Here is an 18,401-nt window from a genome sequence, read left to right on the forward strand (position 1 = left end):
CTCTTATCATTTTCTTCTGTCCATACTGACGGATGTTACTCCGTAGTTTGCCCAAAAATTCAATCCATTAATGACCCTCTTTCTCTTCGTCTGGTGACAATGGTACAGTCTGCGGAACGAAATCTTTACCGTTCTTGCTGTAGTCATATGGCCAGCGATACACCTCAGGGATCTCACCAGGCCAGTTACCGTGACCAGGATTGATCGGTGTAGTCCACTCCAGGGTAGTAGAAGACCATGGGTTAGTGGTGGTTACTTTTCTACCTTTAAAGATGCTGTAGAAGAAGTTGAACACAAACATCAGCTGAGCAGCAAAAACGATGATCACTACGATACTGATGAACTGGTTCAGATCACTGAACTGTTTGAAAGATTCCCAGCTTGCATAGTCATAGTATCTTCTTGGCATACCAGCGATACCTTCATAGTGCATTGGCCAGAAGATCAGGTAAGCACCGATCAGGGTAGTCCAGAAGTGAATGTAAGCCAGTGTGTTGTTCAGATAACGACCAAACATCTTAGGGAACCAGTGGTATACACCGGCGAACGTACCAAAGAATGCAGACACACCCATTACAATGTGGAAGTGTGCAATTACAAAGTAGGTATCGTGCAGGTGAATATCGATAGAAGAGTTACCCAGCCAGATACCTGTCAGACCACCAGAGATGAATGTGCTCACGAAACCGATAGAGAACAGCATACCAGGCGTAAAGCGCAGGTTACCTCTCCAGATAGTGGTGAGCCAGTTGAACACCTTGATAGCCGATGGAACCGCGATCAGCAATGTTAACAGTACGAAGAATGCACCCAGGAACGGATTCAGACCAGTAACGAACATGTGGTGCGCCCATACAAGGAACGCCAGGATAACGATCGCAAACATAGAACCCACCATCGCGAGGTAACCGAAGATCGGCTTGCGGGAGTTAACCGCCAGGATTTCAGATACCATACCCATCGCAGGGAGGATGATGATATATACCTCAGGGTGACCGAGGAACCAGAACAAGTGTTGGTACAGGATAGCACTACCACCTTCGTTAGACAGTGCTTTACCAGCAACGAACAGATCGCTCAGGTAGAAGCTGGTACCTCCGTGACGATCAAACAGCAGGAGGATAAAACCAGACAATAATACAGGGAAGGAAAGTACACCCAGTACGGCAGTGAAGAAGAAGCTCCAGATAGTCAGTGGCATCTTGGTCATTGTCATACCTTTAGTACGCATGTTCAGGATGGTGGAGATATAGTTAAGACCACCCAGCAGCTGCGAAACAACGAACAGTGCCATACTGATCAACCATAAGTCCATACCTATTTTAGAACCGATTGAGGCATCACCCAGTGCACTCAGCGGAGGATAAGCAGTCCATCCACCAGATGCAGGACCAGTCTGAACGAAGAGAGAGGACATCATGACGATACTCGCCAGGAAGAATGCCCAGTAACTCATACAGTTCATCAGGGGAGAAGCCATGTCGCGGGCACCTACCTGCAAAGGAATGAGCAGGTTAGAGAAGGTACCGCTCAAGCCGGCTGTTAATACGAAGAATACCAGGATAGTACCGTGCATTGTTACCAGTGCGTAGTACGCTTCCGGAGTGATACGGCCACCTTTTGCCCAGTGACCCAGGATGCTTTCCAGCCAGGGGAAAGTAGCATCAGGGAAACCCAGCTGCAAACGGAACAGTACAGAGAATAAAGCACCTATGATAGCCCAGATAATACCGGTGATCAGAAACTGCTTGGCAATAGTTTTGTGGTCCAGGCTGAAAACATACTTCGATATGAAGCCGCCTTCGTGATGCTCATGGTGGTCATCATGCCCGTGGTCGTGCGCATGTGCTGCGCCATGAATCGCCTCCTGACTGTGCAATGTTGCTTCGTTACTCATAATCGGTTCTATTTATATAAAACTGTCATCGGGGAGTACCGCTACCAGTTTATCTTATAATTTTTAAAATTCCTGCGTCAATTATTTAAATCTCTTCTGCTAAGGCAAAATTACTACTTGCCCGCGTTTACTGCCACAGTTTTCTCAGCAGAAGCGCTGTCAGCAGCAGGTGCTTCAGGAGCAGCCGGAGCCGGGTGAGCTACACCATACTGAGCAACCTGTTTAGCTGTCCATGCATCAAACTCTTCCTGTGTTTCTACCACGATATTTGCTTTCATGGAGTAGTGACCGGAACCACACATCTGATCACAGGAAATTTCATATACGAAATCAGGATTGCCTGTTTTTACCTTCATTTCAGCTGTAGTATACTTAGGTGTAAACCACAGTGTAGTAGGAATACCAGGAACCGCATCCATTTTCAGGCGGAAGTGAGACAGACCAACGTCGTGAATAACGTCGCGGGAACCGATGATCAGTTTTACAGGTTTACCAACTACCATGTGCATTTCTGTTGCCATGAAGTCGTCCTTATTCAGCTGATCGTCCCAATCCTGACCTACAGGATTGTTTGCATCATTGATGTTCTTGAAGAATTTACGGCCCAGCTGACCATCTTTACCAGGGTAGCGGATCAGCCAGTTAAACTGTTTACCGGTGATCTCAATTACTGCTGCCTCTTTCGGTGCATCAGAAGTGATACGGAACCAGTGTCTTAAACCGATAGCCACCAGGATAGTGAGCGCTATGGCAGGAATAACTGTCCATATCAACTCCAGTTTGTTGTTATGAGGGAAATAAAAGGCTTTCTGACCTTCTTTTTCCTGATACTTGAATGAAAACCAGAACAGTAAGATCTGAGTGATCACAAATACGACACCAGTTATTGCCAGGGTCCATACGATCATGTTATCGATACCTTCACCCTGTTCAGAAGCAGACAAAAATAAGAACTTGGCGCTCAGAACATCGTGACAGTAGTACACACCTATCAGGCCCAGTACCAGGAAGACGATCAACAGGGTACCGTTCACACGGTTGGATTGCTGACGCGCTTTCTTTTCTCCCTTCAATATGGACACATACTCGCTGGCCTTCGCAATCTGGAAGATGACTACGAATATGAGCACAACAACTAAGACTGCTAAAAATCCTGACATTGCTATTTGAAATAATTAAGTTATCTAATGCTTTACGTTATTACCTATCACTTCCGGTGCAACACCGGAATCTCCGTTACTTGCTCTATGATCAGGTATGGTGTATTATACTTTCTTTCAGATAAGGATGATTCTTTGGTACCAGTGGCGCTTTTGCCAGCTGATTAATTACCACGAAGATAATTATACCAACAAAACCAAGACCCAGACCTGCTTCATACCAAGGGAATACCAGGTGCTTGTAAGTACCAGGACCTACCATCTGCCAGAAATCTAACCAGTGACCGACCAGGATTACAACAGAGATAAACACCATAGATGAATAGTTACGTTTGGTATCACGTTTCATCAGGTATAACAACGGCGTAATGAAGTTGATCAGCAGGTTCAGGAAGAATACTGGTCTCCATTCACCCCAAACACGTGGTTTGAAGTAAACGATCTCCTCAGGCATGTTTGCGTACCAGATCAGCATGTACTGGGAGAACCAGAGGTATGTCCAGAAAATACTGAAAGCGAAAGCAAACTTACCCAGGTCATGCAGGTGTTCTTCATTTACCATTGGCAGGTAACCATTACGTTTCAGGTGAACCAGGAACAGAATGATCAGCGCGATACCAGAAACCCAGCTGCTAGCGAATGTGTACCAGCTATACATGGTAGAATACCAGTGTGCATCGATACTCATTAACCAGATCCATGGGGTAGTAGAACCCACGGTCAGGGCGTATACTACGATGAAACCACCGCACCATACTGTATTTCTCCAGATGATACGACGACCGGTAGCTGCGGACAGGTCCCATCCATCTTCTTGGATAGACATGTTACGCAATTTCATTACAAAGAAGATCCACGCGCCAATAGTTACAGCTGTAAACGCGGTGAACATTCCTTTATTTAAGAAAGCTGATTTCCAGCTCAATATTTCGTCATGTTTAACATGCTCTGCATTTACCCAGTGGTAGATGTGCTCCTGACCGGTAAATACGATCAGCATAACCACCACAAACAGGATGAGGCCCAGGTAAGGTACTACCATGGAAATAGCCTCAGGTACACGACGGAAACCAATCTGCCATCCACCGTGCGCCAGCGTAGTCGCTCCGATAAAGAACGCACTGGCTAATGTCACCAACAAAAAGAACGAACTGTTCTGGAGGAGGCCAGCCCAGAGACGTGTAGAGCCATGCTCACCATGAAATGCAAAAATTCCGATCAATAAAGTCAGCAAGCCAATCCCCATTAACACGAAGCTGGTCTTTTTTAATCTTGCCGGTACTACAAATTGGTCCTTCATTACTGTATATTAAAATACTTGATTGAATGCTAGTTTACTTACTTAGTTGCTGCCGAGTCTTTAGCCGCTGGCGCTTCTGCACTTGCAGCAGGCGCCTGGGTTGATTCACCAGCTACAGCGGATGCGTTTGCACCACCATTCTGTACGCTGCGGATATAAGAAGCCACTTTCCAGCGCTGTTCTCTATCCAGCTGGCTAGCGTAACTACCCATCGCATTGTAACCAAAGGTCATCACGTGGAACAGACGTCCTTCTGTGTAGTTAGCCTTCGCACCACTCGCCAGGTTTGCCGGCGCAGCTACGTAAGGACCATTACCGCCATTGTACAGCGGACCATTACCGTCCAGCTTGGAACCGTGGCAGATAGCACAGTAGATATTGAATAAACGTTTTCCTTCCTCCAGATCCGCTTTTGTGATAGCAAGCGGATTCTTAACTGCATTCGCCAAAGCGGTATCTGCCGCTTTCAGATGGTAAGGCAGTAATTCTCCTCTCTTAACGGTTCCATCCACTGGTTTCAGTGTAGAAAGACGCTCACTGTAGAACTCATATGCACGGGATTCGCCCATGTCCGGCATATAATGCTTACCGGGTTTCCTGTTGTCTTTTCCGCATGCCGATAACATAGCTCCACTAACCACAGCAGCCGCGATCAATATGTTGGAAGTCCTTTTCATCTGTTTATTATAATTCAAGCTTATGTTCTGTGTGCTCCTCCCGGGGAATAATTCCACCGGAAAGTTTAAAATTCTGATTATGCGTTTACAGCCTCTACCCGTTGAGTGTCAAACAGGCGGTCATCGCGGTCATAACGACCAAACCACCAGCCTGCCTCTACACGCTGTTCGTTCACCTGCTCACCACCTATACTTGTCAGGAAACTTTTCAGTTCCGCAGCATTGGTCTTCGCAGTTACTTCTATCACCATTACAAATTTGTCATCTGTCTGGCGGGGATTGAAGATATGTTTCTTTACGAAAGGAGCCAGCTGACACAGGTAGCAGAATGTGAGCACCATACCTACTGCTGCGAATAATACCGTCAACTCGAAAGTGATCGGAATGAACGCTGGCAGCGGGAAGTGTGGCTTACCACCTATATTCATAGGCCAGTCAGAGTTAAATACCCAGCTCATGCAGGATAATGCCGTAGTTGTACCGGTGATACCATATACAAAGCCGGCAGTGTGCAGGCTGGTTTCGCGCAGACCCATTGCATGATCAAGACCATGCACCGGAAAAGGTGTGTACACATCGTGGAGTTTGTAACCTGCAGTTCTTACTTTTTTCACTGCCGGAAACAGTACCGCCTCATCACTGAAACTTGCTACAACAAAATTTTTAACCGCCATATGTTTAAAAAATTCTTAGTCTAAAAAACGAAATCCGATTCTTTACATGCCCGGTATTACCCGGTTCCTAGATTAGTTATGGTGAGCGTGAGCTACAGCACCATGCGCATCGTGATGATGATCGTCATCGTGGTGTAAACCTGCTTCAAACTGCTCAGCAGACTGCTGCTCGTATTGCTCCATACCCTTCTTGTAGCTTTCGCCGGAAGTCTTCAGTACGCTCTTGATCTCAGCTACCGCGATAACCGGGAAGTATTTAGAGAACAGGAAGAAACAGGTAAAGAACAGACCGAAAGTACCCATGTAGAAACCAACTTCTGGCCAGGATGGACGATAGTAGCTCCAGCTGGATGGAAGGTAGTCACGATACAGGGAAGTACAGATGATCACGAAACGCTCGAACCACATACCGATGTTTACGATGATAGACATCACAAAGGTTACGGCTACGTTCCTTCTCATTTTGCTGAACCAGAAAACCTGCGGAGTGATCACGTTACAGGTCATCATGATCCAGTAAGACCAGCCCAGAGGACCTGCTGCACGATATTTATAGAATGTATCGAATTCGTAAGGAACAGCTGCGTACCATGCCATGAATAACTCAGTCAGGTAAGCACAACCTACTACGGAACCCGTCAGCACGATCACCTTGTTCATTGCCTCCATGTGGCCGATGGTGATGTAGTCTTCGAGGTGTAATATTTTACGTACAATGATCAGCAGGGTGTTTACCATCGCGAATCCGGAGAAGATCGCACCCGCCACGAAGTATGGAGGGAAGATGGTAGTATGCCAACCAGGAATTACGGAAGTTGCAAAGTCAAAAGATACGATGGTGTGTACGGAGAGTACCAGTGGTGTTGAGAGACCTGCCAGTACCAGCGACAGTGCTTCATGACGCTGCCAGTGTTTTGTAGAACCTGTCCAGCCAAATGCAGCGATACCATATAATAACTTACGCAGTTTGGTTTTAGCCCTGTCGCGTACTGTCGCGAAGTCAGGGATCAGACCGGAATACCAGAACAGGAGAGATACTGTGAAGTAAGTAGAGATCGCGAACACGTCCCATAAGAGGGGAGAGTTAAAGTTCACCCACAGCGGACCACGTGTATTCGGATAAGGCAATACGAAGAAGGCCATCCATACACGACCCATGTGGAAGATCGGGAACTGACCCGCACACATTACCGCAAAGATCGTCATCGCTTCTGCCGCACGGTTTACACCTGTACGCCATCCCTGACGGAACAGCAGGAGGATAGCCGAGATCAGTGTACCGGCGTGACCGATACCTACCCACCATACGAAGTTGGTAATATCCCAACCCCAACCGATGGTTTTATTCAGGTTCCACACACCCGTACCGTAGTAAACTTCCCAGGTTACGGAGAAGGCACCAAATGCCAGCAGCATTAGGGAAATGAAAAAGCCTACATACCACAATTTACCAGGCTTTGCCTCAATCGGGCTGATGATATCTTCTGTTACCTGGTGGTAATCTTTCACCCCATCAACTAATGGTTCTCTTAGTGTGGATTCGTACTTTAAATGCATAATTCTTTAAGCTTTAACCCCTAACCTACACCTGGATGCAGAATAAGGAGCTTTATTTGTTCTAAACTTAAAACTTTATCTCTCTGTTAATCTTTCAATCTAATCAGCTAAACACGCGCTTACGCTTCGTGTTTTGCTGCTGCTTCATGATGAGCTTCTTCACCGTGATGTCCTTCTGCCTTTGGCTCAGCCTTTTTGTTTCTGATCTTAGCCAGGTAGTTGATAGAAGGTAATGTATGGGTCTGTTCCAATACATAGTACATACGGTCGGTCTGCTCGTCGTTACGCAGTTTCGAAATGCGGCTTTCTTTGTCGTTTACGTTACCGAATACGATCGCATCAGCAGCACATGCTACCTGACAAGCTGTTTTCGCTTCACCATCTTTCATCGGACGGCCAGCTTTCTTCGCAGTCAGTTTAGCATCCTGTAAACGCTGTACGCAGAAAGAACATTTTTCCATTACACCACGGCTACGAACCACTACATCCGGGTTCAGCACCATACGTGTCAGATCATCGTTCATACCTGCTACGTCATACAGGTTATTTTCGAAGCTGTCAGCACCGTTCCAGTCTCTCCAGTTGAAGCGACGAACTTTATACGGACAGTTGTTAGCGCAATAACGGGTACCGATACAACGGTTGTAAGCCATCTGGTTGATACCTTCAGAGCTGTGGTTGGTAGCTGCTACCGGACAAACGTTCTCACATGGAGCGTTATCACAGTGTTGACACAGCATCGGCTGGAACACTACTTCAGGGTTGTTCTCATCACCCGCGAAGTAACGGTCGATACGCAGCCAGTGCATTTCGTGTGCTTTAATTACCTGCTCTTTACCAACTACAGAAACGTTGTTTTCAGCCTGACATGCAATAGTACAAGCACCACAACCAAAACAGGTGTTCAGGTCGATAGACATACCCCATTTGATACCGTGGTACTGGTGTACATCCGGATACAGGGTACCGTCTTTACGGAAATCAGGACCAAACTGATCCAGCTCTCTGCGGTCTTCATTCACCTCTTTAGGGTTCTTAATGAACTCTTCGAGGGTAGTTTCTTTTACGATAGGACGACCTTCGTAACTGTTGTGTGTTTGAGTAACACCTATCTGAGCTACTGCGCCGGTCTTTTCAACCGCAGCGTCAGCAACGAAATAATCAAAAGTCTGACCGTTGAAGCTTACAAACGGATAGGCATTTTTACCTACACCTGCTGCTGCTTTACCGGCGTTATTGTTACGTCCGTAACCAACTGCGATCGCAATTACTTCAGGATGGATACCAGGCAGGATCAGCAGCGGCAGTTCGATTTCCTTACCGTTTGCTTTAACCTTCAGTACAGTTCTGTCGTTATTGATCTCGTAGTCATCACCCAGCTCAGTATTGAACGTTTTAGCCAGGGTGTTGGAGATTACAGCGTAGTTATCCCATGTAGAACGGGTGATTGGGTCAGGCATCTCCTGTAACCATGGGTTGTTGGCTTCTTTACCATTACCGATAGCTACTTTCTGATACAGTACCAGTTCCAGCTTACCGCCTTTCTTCGCACTGTTGATCTTAGCTGCTGCTGCCGCAACGTCGCCGCTGAATGTAGCACCACCTAAAGCAGCTGGCTGCGCTGGTTCGATCACACCGTCCTGCAGTGCTTTGTCCCATGCTTCCTGGCTACCCAGTTTAGTGATCCACTCATTTTTCAGGAAATCTTCCCATGATGTAGCGTTTCCGCTCCATGCCAGCAGGGTAGATTCAAATGCACGTGTTTTGAACAGTGGTGCAATGGTGGGCTGTATAAAGCTGAAGTATCCGGTACGGCCTTCTGCATCTCCCCAGCTTTCCAGGAAGTGATGCGCAGGAGCTGCGTATTTGAATAATTCAGAAGTTTCGTCTTTACGATCGTTGAATGTAACGGCCAGTTTCACCTGTTTAACACCCGCAACGAATTTCGCAGCGTCGTAGTAGTCATAAGCAGGGTTTACACCGTATACAAATAAAGCTCCGATGCTACCAGCGTTCAGATCACTTACCAGCTGAGTCATCTCGCTGTCGATACCCTGACGGTAGCTGGAGGTAGATGCCCAGTCAATTGTAGTACCATTAGCACCGATCTGGTTGTTAATAGCGTTTACAATGATCTGTACGTTTACGTCGTTAGAACCACTTACTACCAGCGCTTTACCCTGGTTTTCTTTCAGTGATTGTGCTGCTTTCTCGATACCTTCTGCCAGACGTTTGTCGGCGATAGCAGGTTTGCTTACCGCACCACCTACTGCGCTCAGCAGGGCCAGTGCAACAGCACCGAGTTCAGAAGGCTTGTGAGTATATCTTTCGTCAGCGTTTGCACCTGTCACACTCATCATGCTCTCAAACTGGAAATGCTTGCTCATTTCCGGTTTCTTCTGATCGATCTTACGGTTAACACCATATCCTTTTGAATACTCAACAGGATTTAACCAGGTACCCAGGAAATCTGCATCCAGACCAACGATGGTCTTTGCATTTTCGAAGTGGTAAACCGGTAATGCTCTCTTGCCGTAAGAAGCTTCGTTTGCCAGCAGCATACCAGAGTAGGATACTGCATCATATGTTACATGACGGAAACCAGGATATTTCGCCTGGAAACCAGCAATCACTTTCTTAGTGGAAGGACTGATAATAGTGGAGGTCAGTAAAACGATAGGAGCACCACCCAGACCGGCCAGTGCAGCACCTACCTGTTTGTCCAGCTCTGCCCAGGTGGTTTCAGAACCAGCGATGGTTGGGAAACGCAGACGGGCCGCATCATACAGGCTCAGTACAGAACCCTGTACTCTTGCTGTGGAAGCTGTACCGGTGATAGAAGACAGTTCGTTACCATCAACTTTAATCGGACGACCTTCACGGGTTTTAACAACAATAGGCAGATATTCTCCGTCTACTGCATATGTGGAAGCGTAATAGTTAGGTACACCCGGAGTGATTTCCTCCGGTTTATTTACGTAAGGTATTGCTTTCTTAACAGGCGTTTCGCAACTAGCCGCAATTGTAGCAGCTGCGGTAGTGAACCCCAGGTATTTCAGGAAATCCCTGCGGGGTGTAGTAGCATTTAACAGGCTTTCACTCTCCTCAAAAGGCAGATCCTCTCTAAATTCGTTATTCACAATCTCCTGATGTTCCTTGGTATTGTGCAACTCCTCCAAGCCTTTCCAATACTTTTTTTGCTCCATGTTATTTATAGTAACGAGTTACGGATATATGTTTTAGAACTCTGAAGTCTTACGTTTGAAGTAAGGCGTGCCGGCATAACGGTCTTATTATCCGCTAACATTCCCCAGCTTCCTTCACCCGATTCGCTTCAGCTATATTAATAGTGACATTTCTGACATTCAGTACCACCGACCATCTCAACGGTTACGCTGTCGATCTTGCCTTCTTTCACCTGCTGGTGGAACTGTTCAAAAATGCTGTAGTATTTATTATCAGCGAACTGCACTTTAGTTGTACGGTGACAGTTTACACACCATCCCATAGACAGCTCAGCAAACTGGTGAACCTCATCCATTTCAGTGATAGCACCGTGACATGTCTGACACTGCTGTTTACCAGCTACTACGTGCTGAGAGTGGTTGAAGTACACGTGGTCAGGCAGGTTATGGATCTTAGTCCACTGGATAGGTTTGCCAGGTTTAGTGTAAGCCTGTGCTTTCTTATCCCAACCAACATGATCGTATAATTTCTGGATCTCTGCAGTACCGTTCACTTTCTTACCTTCCGCTGTATAGAGGTCTGCACCACCATATTCGCTGATCGTTTTGTGACAGTTCATACAAATATTCTCAGAAGGGATCATCGCATGTTTACTCTTCTCAGCACCTGCGTGACAGTACAGACAGTTGATCTGGTTAACGCCCGCGTGAACTTTGTGAGAGTAGAAGATCGGCTGCTCCGGCATGTAGTCTTTCTGACGACCCAGTCCAATTGCACCATTGATAGTGAAGTAACCGCCTACCATGAACAGCACCAGGATCACCAGCGCGATGTACGCTTTGTTCTTGTAGAAAGGAACTGGTTCAGGAGTAGGAACGCCGTCTTTATCGCCAGCAAGCTTGTTCAGGTTACTGTTGATCTGCATCAGGATCAGCGCAACAATTGCCAGGATCAGGGTAATGACACCGAACAGCAGACTGTTGTTACCGCTTTCTGCAGGAGCTCCGGCTGCAGGAGTAGGCCCCTCAGGAGTCTTAACCGCTTTACTTTCAACATCGATATAAGCCAGGATATCATCGATATCCTTATCGGTGAAAGATGGGAAACCAGGCATTACCTGCTTGTTAAAGTCATTGAAGAGTTTAACAGCATATGGGTCACCGGAAGCAACTACAGCAGAGGAGTTATGAATCCATTGGTGTAATAATTTCTTATCAGACCAACGTTCTTCCACACCCTTCAGTGCAGGACCAGTAACTTGCTTGTGAACATTATGGCAGCTAGCGCAATTCTGCTGGAACAATGTTTTACCGTTGGCAGGATCCGCAGCCCTTACTGATAAGGACGCGATCATTGCAACGCATAGGACAAGAACACTCACAAAATGCTTGCGCATAAGAATGGAAACACGACGATACACAGCCTATTTAGTTTAGATTTGACCTTAAGTTTCTTTAAAAGTGCTCACAAAAATAAGACACAATGTTGACAATTTATCAACAATTATAAAAAAATCTTACTTGCTTCACAGATTCCTTTTCCCTATATAGAACGCGATAAAGCGCATATTGATCAATGCTTTTCGCATGAGAAAAAACATGATAAAAGTCATGATTGACACATTCCCTTGCAATGTTCATGGATTCACCTATATATATTATGGTGTGTGCCTTTGAATGGTATTATTTTTGTTTCGACTGTTGTTTTCTTAACTTCCTTGCCCCTTCAGGTGTCCATTTATAACCCTCCCGGTGCCTGGAATGTTCAATTGCTATATAAATAAGACAATTAATTACTTTTGCGGCGTCTTATAATTTAACATACGCACTTTGAAAAATATAGCCATCTTCGCCTCGGGAGCAGGTAGTAACGCACAAAAAATTATTGATCACTTCCGGAACTCTTCCATTGCAAGGGTTTCTATGATCCTCTGTAATAAACCCGAAGCCGGTGTGCTCAACATAGCACAGCAGGAAGGCATCCCATCCGTACTGATCGAAAAAGAACTTTTCTTCCGGACGGACCACTATATTAAATTATTACAGGACGCCGCTACCGACCTGGTCGTATTAGCCGGTTTCCTCTGGAAAGTACCCGCTAACCTGGTACACGCCTTTCCAGACCGTATCATTAATATACATCCTGCCCTGCTGCCCAAATATGGTGGAAAAGGAATGTACGGCCACTTCGTACATGAAGCAGTGATCCTGGCTAAAGAAAGCGAAAGCGGTATCACCATCCACTTCGTCAACGAAAAATATGATGACGGCGCAACCATCCTGCAGGAACGTTGCTCTATCACCCCCGAAGATACCCCTGAAACACTCGCAGCTAAAATACATCTGCTTGAACATCAATGGTATCCGGTAATTGTGGAACGATTATTGACCTCATAAAAACGGGCTTCCAGCTCAGCTGTAGGCGCCCCTGCCAAACCTACAATTGCTGACGGCTGCCGTCAAATGCAGACAACTATATGAAACAACCACTGCTTGTTATTTGCCTGTTATGCCTGAGTGGGGTGTCCCTCTTTGCCCAGGACAAAACGCCCTTTCGCCGGTCTACCTATATCAAGGTGAACCCCACTCGGCTGATCAATGAACTGGAAGTGACCATCGAACAGGAATTTTCAGAAAAGATCAGTCTTGAACTGGGCGTTAGCGGTATCTACACCGACTACCCTGATTATATATTCGCCAGGAAAATAGATATCGGGCAGAAAAAACCTGATATCAGCACCGAACAATTCGTCGATGGAAGAGGTCTTGGCTTCAGCGCCAGCCTCCGCTGGTACCTGGTCACCCAAAAAGATGATCTCGCCCGCATCCAGGGCACCTACTTCCAGCCTGTCCTATTATATAAGAAGGTGTTTTACCCTAACGAAAAGATCAATATCCAGGGAGGTGAGTATGAGAATACGGGTGATAAGGATGTATATGCCCTTCAGTTACTGCTTGGCCGCCAGATCAGAAAAGATAAATTCATCATTGACCCCTATGTCGGTGTAGGTATCCGCGCCAAAGTATACGACTACAATAATTTCTATGATAATAATGGTGTCGCCGACTCGCGGGATGGACGCCTGATCAGCGTACTGCCAAGTCTGCATATCGGTGTAAAGATCGGCCTGCGGATGTAAGCCCCCTCACCAGCAACGGTCTCCCGAACATCTGCCGCTCTCTTTCTCCACCCGCCTGCCGGTAGGGTGCCCCGACATATTTCGCTAATTGTGTGCTACCTTTGTAGTGTAAAACGACTGGCATCATGTCTAAGAAGAATGTGTTCTATGTAATATTTTTTGTCCTGCTAAGCATCGCCTTCCTCGGCTATTCAGGGTACGTGATCAAAGGAGAGAAGGGAAGCTTCTTCGGAGAAGAGAAATTACCAATACTGGGGACCAACGGTCATACCATCGGCGGATTCTCTTTCACCAACCAGGAAGGGAAAACCATTACTAGCAAAGACGTGGAAGGGAAGGTGTATGTGGCCGAATACTTCTTCACGACCTGCACCAACATTTGTCCGAAGATGAATGAAAATATGAAGGATGTGTACGCGAAATATAAAAGTGAACCGCGCTTCCGCATCCTGTCGCATACTGTAGATCCGGAAACTGACAGCATCCCTGTATTAAAAACATACGCGGAAGAGCATGGCGCCGATCCGGCTAACTGGTGGTTCCTCACCGGCAGCAAAAAAGAACTGTACAAACTGGCAAGAGCCGGCTATATGGTCGACAACGGTACTTTCACCGGTGATGAGGACTTTGTACACACACAGTGGTTTGCGCTTGTAGACGGTGAAGGCCGTGTACGCGGACTCTATGAAGGAACAAAAAAGACAGACGTAGACAAGCTGATCACAGACATCGGCCGTTTGCTAAGGGAAAAGTAATCACTCATTATAAATTATCATGAGCAACAAGAACAAAGCAAGTATTACGGAACTGCTCCGGCTCAGTAAGCTCAGCATAACTGATACCCGTGTGAAGATACTGGAGCTGTTCATGAACTCCAATGGCGCGCTTGAACATAGCAGTTTTGAAAAATTAGCCGGTCAGAGCTTTGACCGTGTGACCGTTTACCGCACATTACAAACCTTCCTCGATAAAGGGATTATTCACAGTATACCAACTACTGATACTTCTATTCGTTACGCACTCTGCAAATCAGACTGTTCGGAGCATGATCACCATGACCATCATGTCCATTTTAAATGTGAAGAATGTGGTACTACCACCTGTCTTGACACCGACGTACCGGATATCCAGCTACCGAAAGGATATGCGATGCATAATGTGGATGTAGTAGTAAGTGGTGTGTGTAAACAATGCAAATAGACATAAGTAACCGGGCCGGCCCTGAAAGGTCTGCCTTATAAAGAAGGTATGGCTCGCTTTGGCGGGCCTTATTTTTTTCCGGTAAATGATCTTCCTGAAAGTGCGCCCACCCTGCTTACACCAGCAATAATTCCTTCACCGTCTCCTTTCCCGGCAGATCGGCTGCGACCACAACAAGCTTGCCTCCCGCGGGTAGCATGGCGGCTTTATAATACCAGTCCACTCCATTCCGGCCCAATACCGCCAAACCGCTTTCTATGATACCCCCGTCAGCATCTACCACACTTACTTTTACCTTTGCTACCCGGAACTCATCCTTAGCGGTCACGACCACCTCCGTATCTTCCAACCGGATGTTCTGTACCTCCGGAGAGTGGTAAGCATCCTTTACGGCCATATTATAAGCATTCTGCCCAGGGCCTGCCAGTGAGGCGTAATAGGCCTTTATCTCAGGATCATTCATCATGTCCCTGGCCAGATCCGCTGCTATGCGCATCTTATGCCTGGCTTCCAGCTGTTTCTGTGTTGGTTTTTTATTAGAAGGGCGGCGTTTCTTCGCCATAATGATCTGCCCATTCCGTTCGTAGATGGTGATTTGTCTCCCGATGGTGCCCCGCACCAGCTGCAGGAGAATATTGTCTTTAACAATGGCCATAATAGTTGTTTTGAGGTTGTTATACTAATATACTACTAGTCTTTTAACAGGCATGTGGTCATCATATAAATTGAGTATTTATACGTCATTTATATATCACTTCAATATCCCCTAGCTATTTAAGTGATATATAAATGATCTTTTGATCACCTGATAAATTGCCGATCAGATGCCTTCCAGGTGCTGTATACACAGATTCCTGGTGCCTAAAAAGACAAGGGCCGTTCACTTTCGGTGAACGGCCCTTATGATGAATATCTGTTATGAACGGCTATTTCCCTGATAGCGCATCGATCTCCTGCTGCACAAACGCCGCCAGTTCCTGCACGTAAGCAGGGGAGAAGTCAAACCTGATTCCCGCCGCCTTGTACAGTTCCGGCAATGTACGGGTACTTCCCAGGCTCAATGCACTTATATAGTTATCCAGCGCCTGCTGCTTGTTCTCCTTGTACTGTTTCCACATGGCGATAGCCCCCAACTGCGCGATACCATATTCTATATAATAGAACGGTACTTCAAACAGGTGCAGCTGCCGCTGCCAGCCAATAGCCCGGTAGGCTTCCCATCCGGTCCAGTCAGCTACGCCGGTAGAGAACTCGTCCTGGATACGTACCCACGCTGCTGTACGTTCTTCCACTGTATGCTGTGGATTTTCATAAACCCAGTGCTGGAACTTATCGATCGTAGCGATCCACGGGAAGATCACGATGGCCCTTTCCAGCTGCTGCAGCTTAGCCCGACGTAACTCCTCTTCATCACTGAAGAAGATGTTCCATGCATCCATGGTGAACAGCTCCATGCTCATACTGGCCACTTCAGCAATCTCCATCGGGTACTCCTTGAAAGCACTCAATGGCAGATTATGGCTCAGGAAGGAATGTACGGCATGACCACCTTCGTGTACCATTGTGGTCAGGTCTTTCATCTGACCGGCAGCATTCATAAAGATGAAAGGCACACCGGTTTCAGCCAGCGGACAGTTATAACCGCCCGGTGCTTTACCCTTACGGCTTTCCAGGTCGAGGCGGCCCATTTTCTGCATCACCCGCAGGCAATTACCGAAGAAAGGACCTAACTCATCGAAGCACGCGATGGTCTTATTCACCAGTTCTTCGCTGGTATGGAAAGGCTCCAGTGGTTTGGTACCTGCTGGTTCCGCATCCGAATCCCATGGTTTCAGCACATCCAGTCCCAGTTTTTCACGCTGTTTCTCCTGCAAACCTTTTACGAGTGGCAGGATATGTTCTTTTATAGCGGTGTGGAACTGAAAACAATCTTCCTTGGTATAGTCAAAGCGGCCGAGGTCTTCGAACTTATAGTCGCGGTAGTTTGCAAAACCGGCATTCTTTGCCACCTGGTCTCTTTTCTGTACCAGGGTCGAAAACAGCTGGTCGAGGGTATCTTTATCTTCCAGGCGGCGATTGGCGGTTTTAGAAAATACTTCCTCTCTCAGGGCACGGTCACTTCCTTCCAGGAAGCGGGCTGCCTGTTGGAGCGTATATTCCTGTCCGTTCACGGTGATGGTCATTTTACCGGCAATAGCGCCGTATTGCTGTGACTGTACACTCAGTTCGGCCAGCAGGGGCACATTTTCCTCGCGGAATAGTTTCACCTGCTTACGTACGCTCCGCAGATATGTAGCGTACAGGTCCTGGTCCAGGGATTTTACAAGCTCGCTGGCCAGGAGTTTTTTATTCAGTGCATCCGCGTAGGGCTGCAGTTTTGGCTGTATTTCCATGCAGAAATAGGCGAAAGCCTCTTCCAGCGATTTATCGGTCGTATCGCAGGTCATGCGTATCTGGCGCCAGCAGGCATCCTCGCTGATGACAGCCTCCAGTTCGCTGATATCTTTCAGCCATTGCTCCAGTGCCGCGACATTTTCCAGCGGCCGCTGCTGCAGCTCTTCAAAGTAAGGCTGCAATGCCTCCCACGTTGTTACCGTAAAGTCTTGCGGCAACAGTTTACGTGGCTGTTTCTCAATATTTGCGTCTAAAGTCTTCATTTTACTAAAATAAGAAATTCTTAAGCAAAGACCAGAGCGATTACCGTACCAGGGAGGCGTATACTGCCATCTGGTCAGTACAAGTGATGGAAGAAAAGATCAAAAACAGGGCGGGACTGATCAGCAGCCAGGGGCAAAACGAGAGGTAGGGCAATAAAAAACCAGACGCCGTATGTGCAAACACACAGCGTCTGGCATTGAATACTCAATAAATATGTAACGACTACTCTTCCGTCTTCTTCTTCTTAGGAGCAGCTTTTTTCTTAGGTGCTTCTTCGCCTTCAGCAGCAGGAGCATCTTCTTTCTTCGCTCTTGCTTTCTTAGGCTTTTCAGCTGGAGCTTCCTCAGTAGCTACTTCCTCAGCGCCTTCTTTAGCCGCAGCTTTCTTAGGTTTAGCAGCCTTCTTAGCTGGTTTCTCCGCTACTTCAGCATCAGCAGCAGGAGCTTCTTCGGCTACTTCTACCTCTTCAGCTACTTCTTCGAAGTTCAGCAGTTCGTTTGCTTTGAGGATGGCATACCATTTTACCATCTTCTTCATGTCGCTAACGTAAACCCTGTCCTCATCGAAAGAAGGAAACACGCTTTTGAAATAAGACTTGATAGCATTATTATCAGCCTTGGTACCTACCACGGCTGTGGTAGCTTCCTGATCCTGCATGGCCTTGAATACTTCAGCCAGGTTTACATTTTCTCCGGTTGTAAACACTTCAATGCTTTCCAGCGGAGTAAAATTATGGATGCGGGAGCTCACAAATTTGGTGCTCTTGTCTTCCAGAGATCTTACTATAGCGCCATCCTGTTTGCTGGCAATCAATTGAAACAGACCACTCAAACCGGTTACTGCAACTATTTCTCTATACTGCATGTTCAAATTTTTAAGAAGCGCAAATATAAAAAATCGTTTCTATCCGACAAATTGGAGAGGCTGTTCATTTAATTATTCTGCATAATTGA

At 46.7% G+C, this 18,401-nt stretch carries 15 protein-coding genes; 4 read left to right on the forward strand and 11 right to left on the reverse strand.

Going from position 1 to position 18,401, the window contains the following annotated elements; genetic code table 11:
• Window positions 1-67 precede the first annotated feature (67 nt).
• The 8 genes from GWR21_RS18260 to GWR21_RS18295 form a co-directional block, all read right to left on the reverse strand.
• Entirely contained in the window at window positions 68-1,897 is a 1,830-nt protein-coding gene (locus GWR21_RS18260) for a cytochrome c oxidase subunit I (protein ID WP_202928961.1), read from the reverse strand.
• Window positions 1,898-2,010: 113 nt separating this feature from the next.
• Complete coding sequence (locus GWR21_RS18265) at window positions 2,011-3,057, reverse strand: cytochrome c oxidase subunit II (protein WP_162333137.1); 1,047 nt, start codon at window positions 3,055-3,057, stop codon at window positions 2,011-2,013.
• A gap of 91 nt (window positions 3,058-3,148) precedes the next feature.
• A complete protein-coding gene (locus tag GWR21_RS18270; protein ID WP_162333138.1) occupies window positions 3,149-4,357 on the reverse strand; it encodes a quinol:cytochrome C oxidoreductase in 1,209 nt (402 codons plus the stop codon).
• A gap of 38 nt (window positions 4,358-4,395) precedes the next feature.
• Window positions 4,396-5,034, reverse strand: coding sequence for a c-type cytochrome (locus GWR21_RS18275; protein ID WP_162333139.1), 639 nt, complete (start codon window positions 5,032-5,034; stop codon window positions 4,396-4,398).
• A gap of 77 nt (window positions 5,035-5,111) precedes the next feature.
• Window positions 5,112-5,708 carry a DUF3341 domain-containing protein gene (locus GWR21_RS18280; RefSeq protein WP_162333140.1) on the reverse strand — a complete coding sequence of 199 codons (597 nt, stop codon included), beginning with the start codon at window positions 5,706-5,708 and terminating at the stop codon, window positions 5,112-5,114.
• A 72-nt stretch (window positions 5,709-5,780) separates the two neighbouring features.
• Window positions 5,781-7,265, reverse strand: coding sequence for an NrfD/PsrC family molybdoenzyme membrane anchor subunit (gene nrfD, locus GWR21_RS18285; protein WP_162333141.1), 1,485 nt, complete (start codon window positions 7,263-7,265; stop codon window positions 5,781-5,783).
• A 119-nt stretch (window positions 7,266-7,384) separates the two neighbouring features.
• Complete coding sequence (locus GWR21_RS18290) at window positions 7,385-10,471, reverse strand: TAT-variant-translocated molybdopterin oxidoreductase (protein ID WP_162333142.1); 3,087 nt, start codon at window positions 10,469-10,471, stop codon at window positions 7,385-7,387.
• A 137-nt stretch (window positions 10,472-10,608) separates the two neighbouring features.
• Entirely contained in the window at window positions 10,609-11,805 is a 1,197-nt protein-coding gene (locus tag GWR21_RS18295; RefSeq protein ID WP_162333143.1) for a c-type cytochrome, read from the reverse strand.
• Between the two features lie 475 nt (window positions 11,806-12,280).
• Between GWR21_RS18295 and purN the strand changes: the two genes are divergently transcribed.
• The 4 genes from purN to GWR21_RS18315 all read left to right on the forward strand — a co-directional run bounded on the left by purN (window position 12,281) and on the right by GWR21_RS18315 (window position 14,790).
• Complete coding sequence (gene purN / locus GWR21_RS18300; protein WP_162333144.1) at window positions 12,281-12,847, forward strand: phosphoribosylglycinamide formyltransferase; 567 nt, start codon at window positions 12,281-12,283, stop codon at window positions 12,845-12,847.
• Window positions 12,848-12,927: 80 nt separating this feature from the next.
• The gene (locus GWR21_RS18305) at window positions 12,928-13,590 is read left to right on the forward strand and encodes a hypothetical protein (protein WP_162333145.1); all 663 of its coding nucleotides are present in this window, start codon (window positions 12,928-12,930) and stop codon (window positions 13,588-13,590) included.
• Window positions 13,591-13,715: 125 nt separating this feature from the next.
• Window positions 13,716-14,345, forward strand: coding sequence for an SCO family protein (locus tag GWR21_RS18310; RefSeq protein WP_162333146.1), 630 nt, complete (start codon window positions 13,716-13,718; stop codon window positions 14,343-14,345).
• A 19-nt stretch (window positions 14,346-14,364) separates the two neighbouring features.
• Complete coding sequence (locus GWR21_RS18315) at window positions 14,365-14,790, forward strand: Fur family transcriptional regulator (RefSeq protein ID WP_162333147.1); 426 nt, start codon at window positions 14,365-14,367, stop codon at window positions 14,788-14,790.
• Between the two features lie 115 nt (window positions 14,791-14,905).
• Here GWR21_RS18315 and GWR21_RS18320 read toward each other — a convergent pair whose 3' ends face one another.
• From GWR21_RS18320 to GWR21_RS18330, 3 genes are all read right to left on the reverse strand, one after another.
• Entirely contained in the window at window positions 14,906-15,445 is a 540-nt protein-coding gene (locus tag GWR21_RS18320) for a hypothetical protein (protein WP_162333148.1), read from the reverse strand.
• Between the two features lie 271 nt (window positions 15,446-15,716).
• Entirely contained in the window at window positions 15,717-17,447 is a 1,731-nt protein-coding gene (locus GWR21_RS18325) for a M3 family oligoendopeptidase (protein ID WP_162333149.1), read from the reverse strand.
• A gap of 223 nt (window positions 17,448-17,670) precedes the next feature.
• The gene (locus tag GWR21_RS18330; protein WP_162333150.1) at window positions 17,671-18,312 is read right to left on the reverse strand and encodes a DUF5606 family protein; all 642 of its coding nucleotides are present in this window, start codon (window positions 18,310-18,312) and stop codon (window positions 17,671-17,673) included.
• Window positions 18,313-18,401: the final 89 nt, after the last annotated feature.

Origin of the sequence: Chitinophaga agri, from assembly GCF_010093065.1 — a bacterium.
GTDB classification, from domain to species: Bacteria; Bacteroidota; Bacteroidia; order Chitinophagales; family Chitinophagaceae; genus Chitinophaga; species Chitinophaga agri.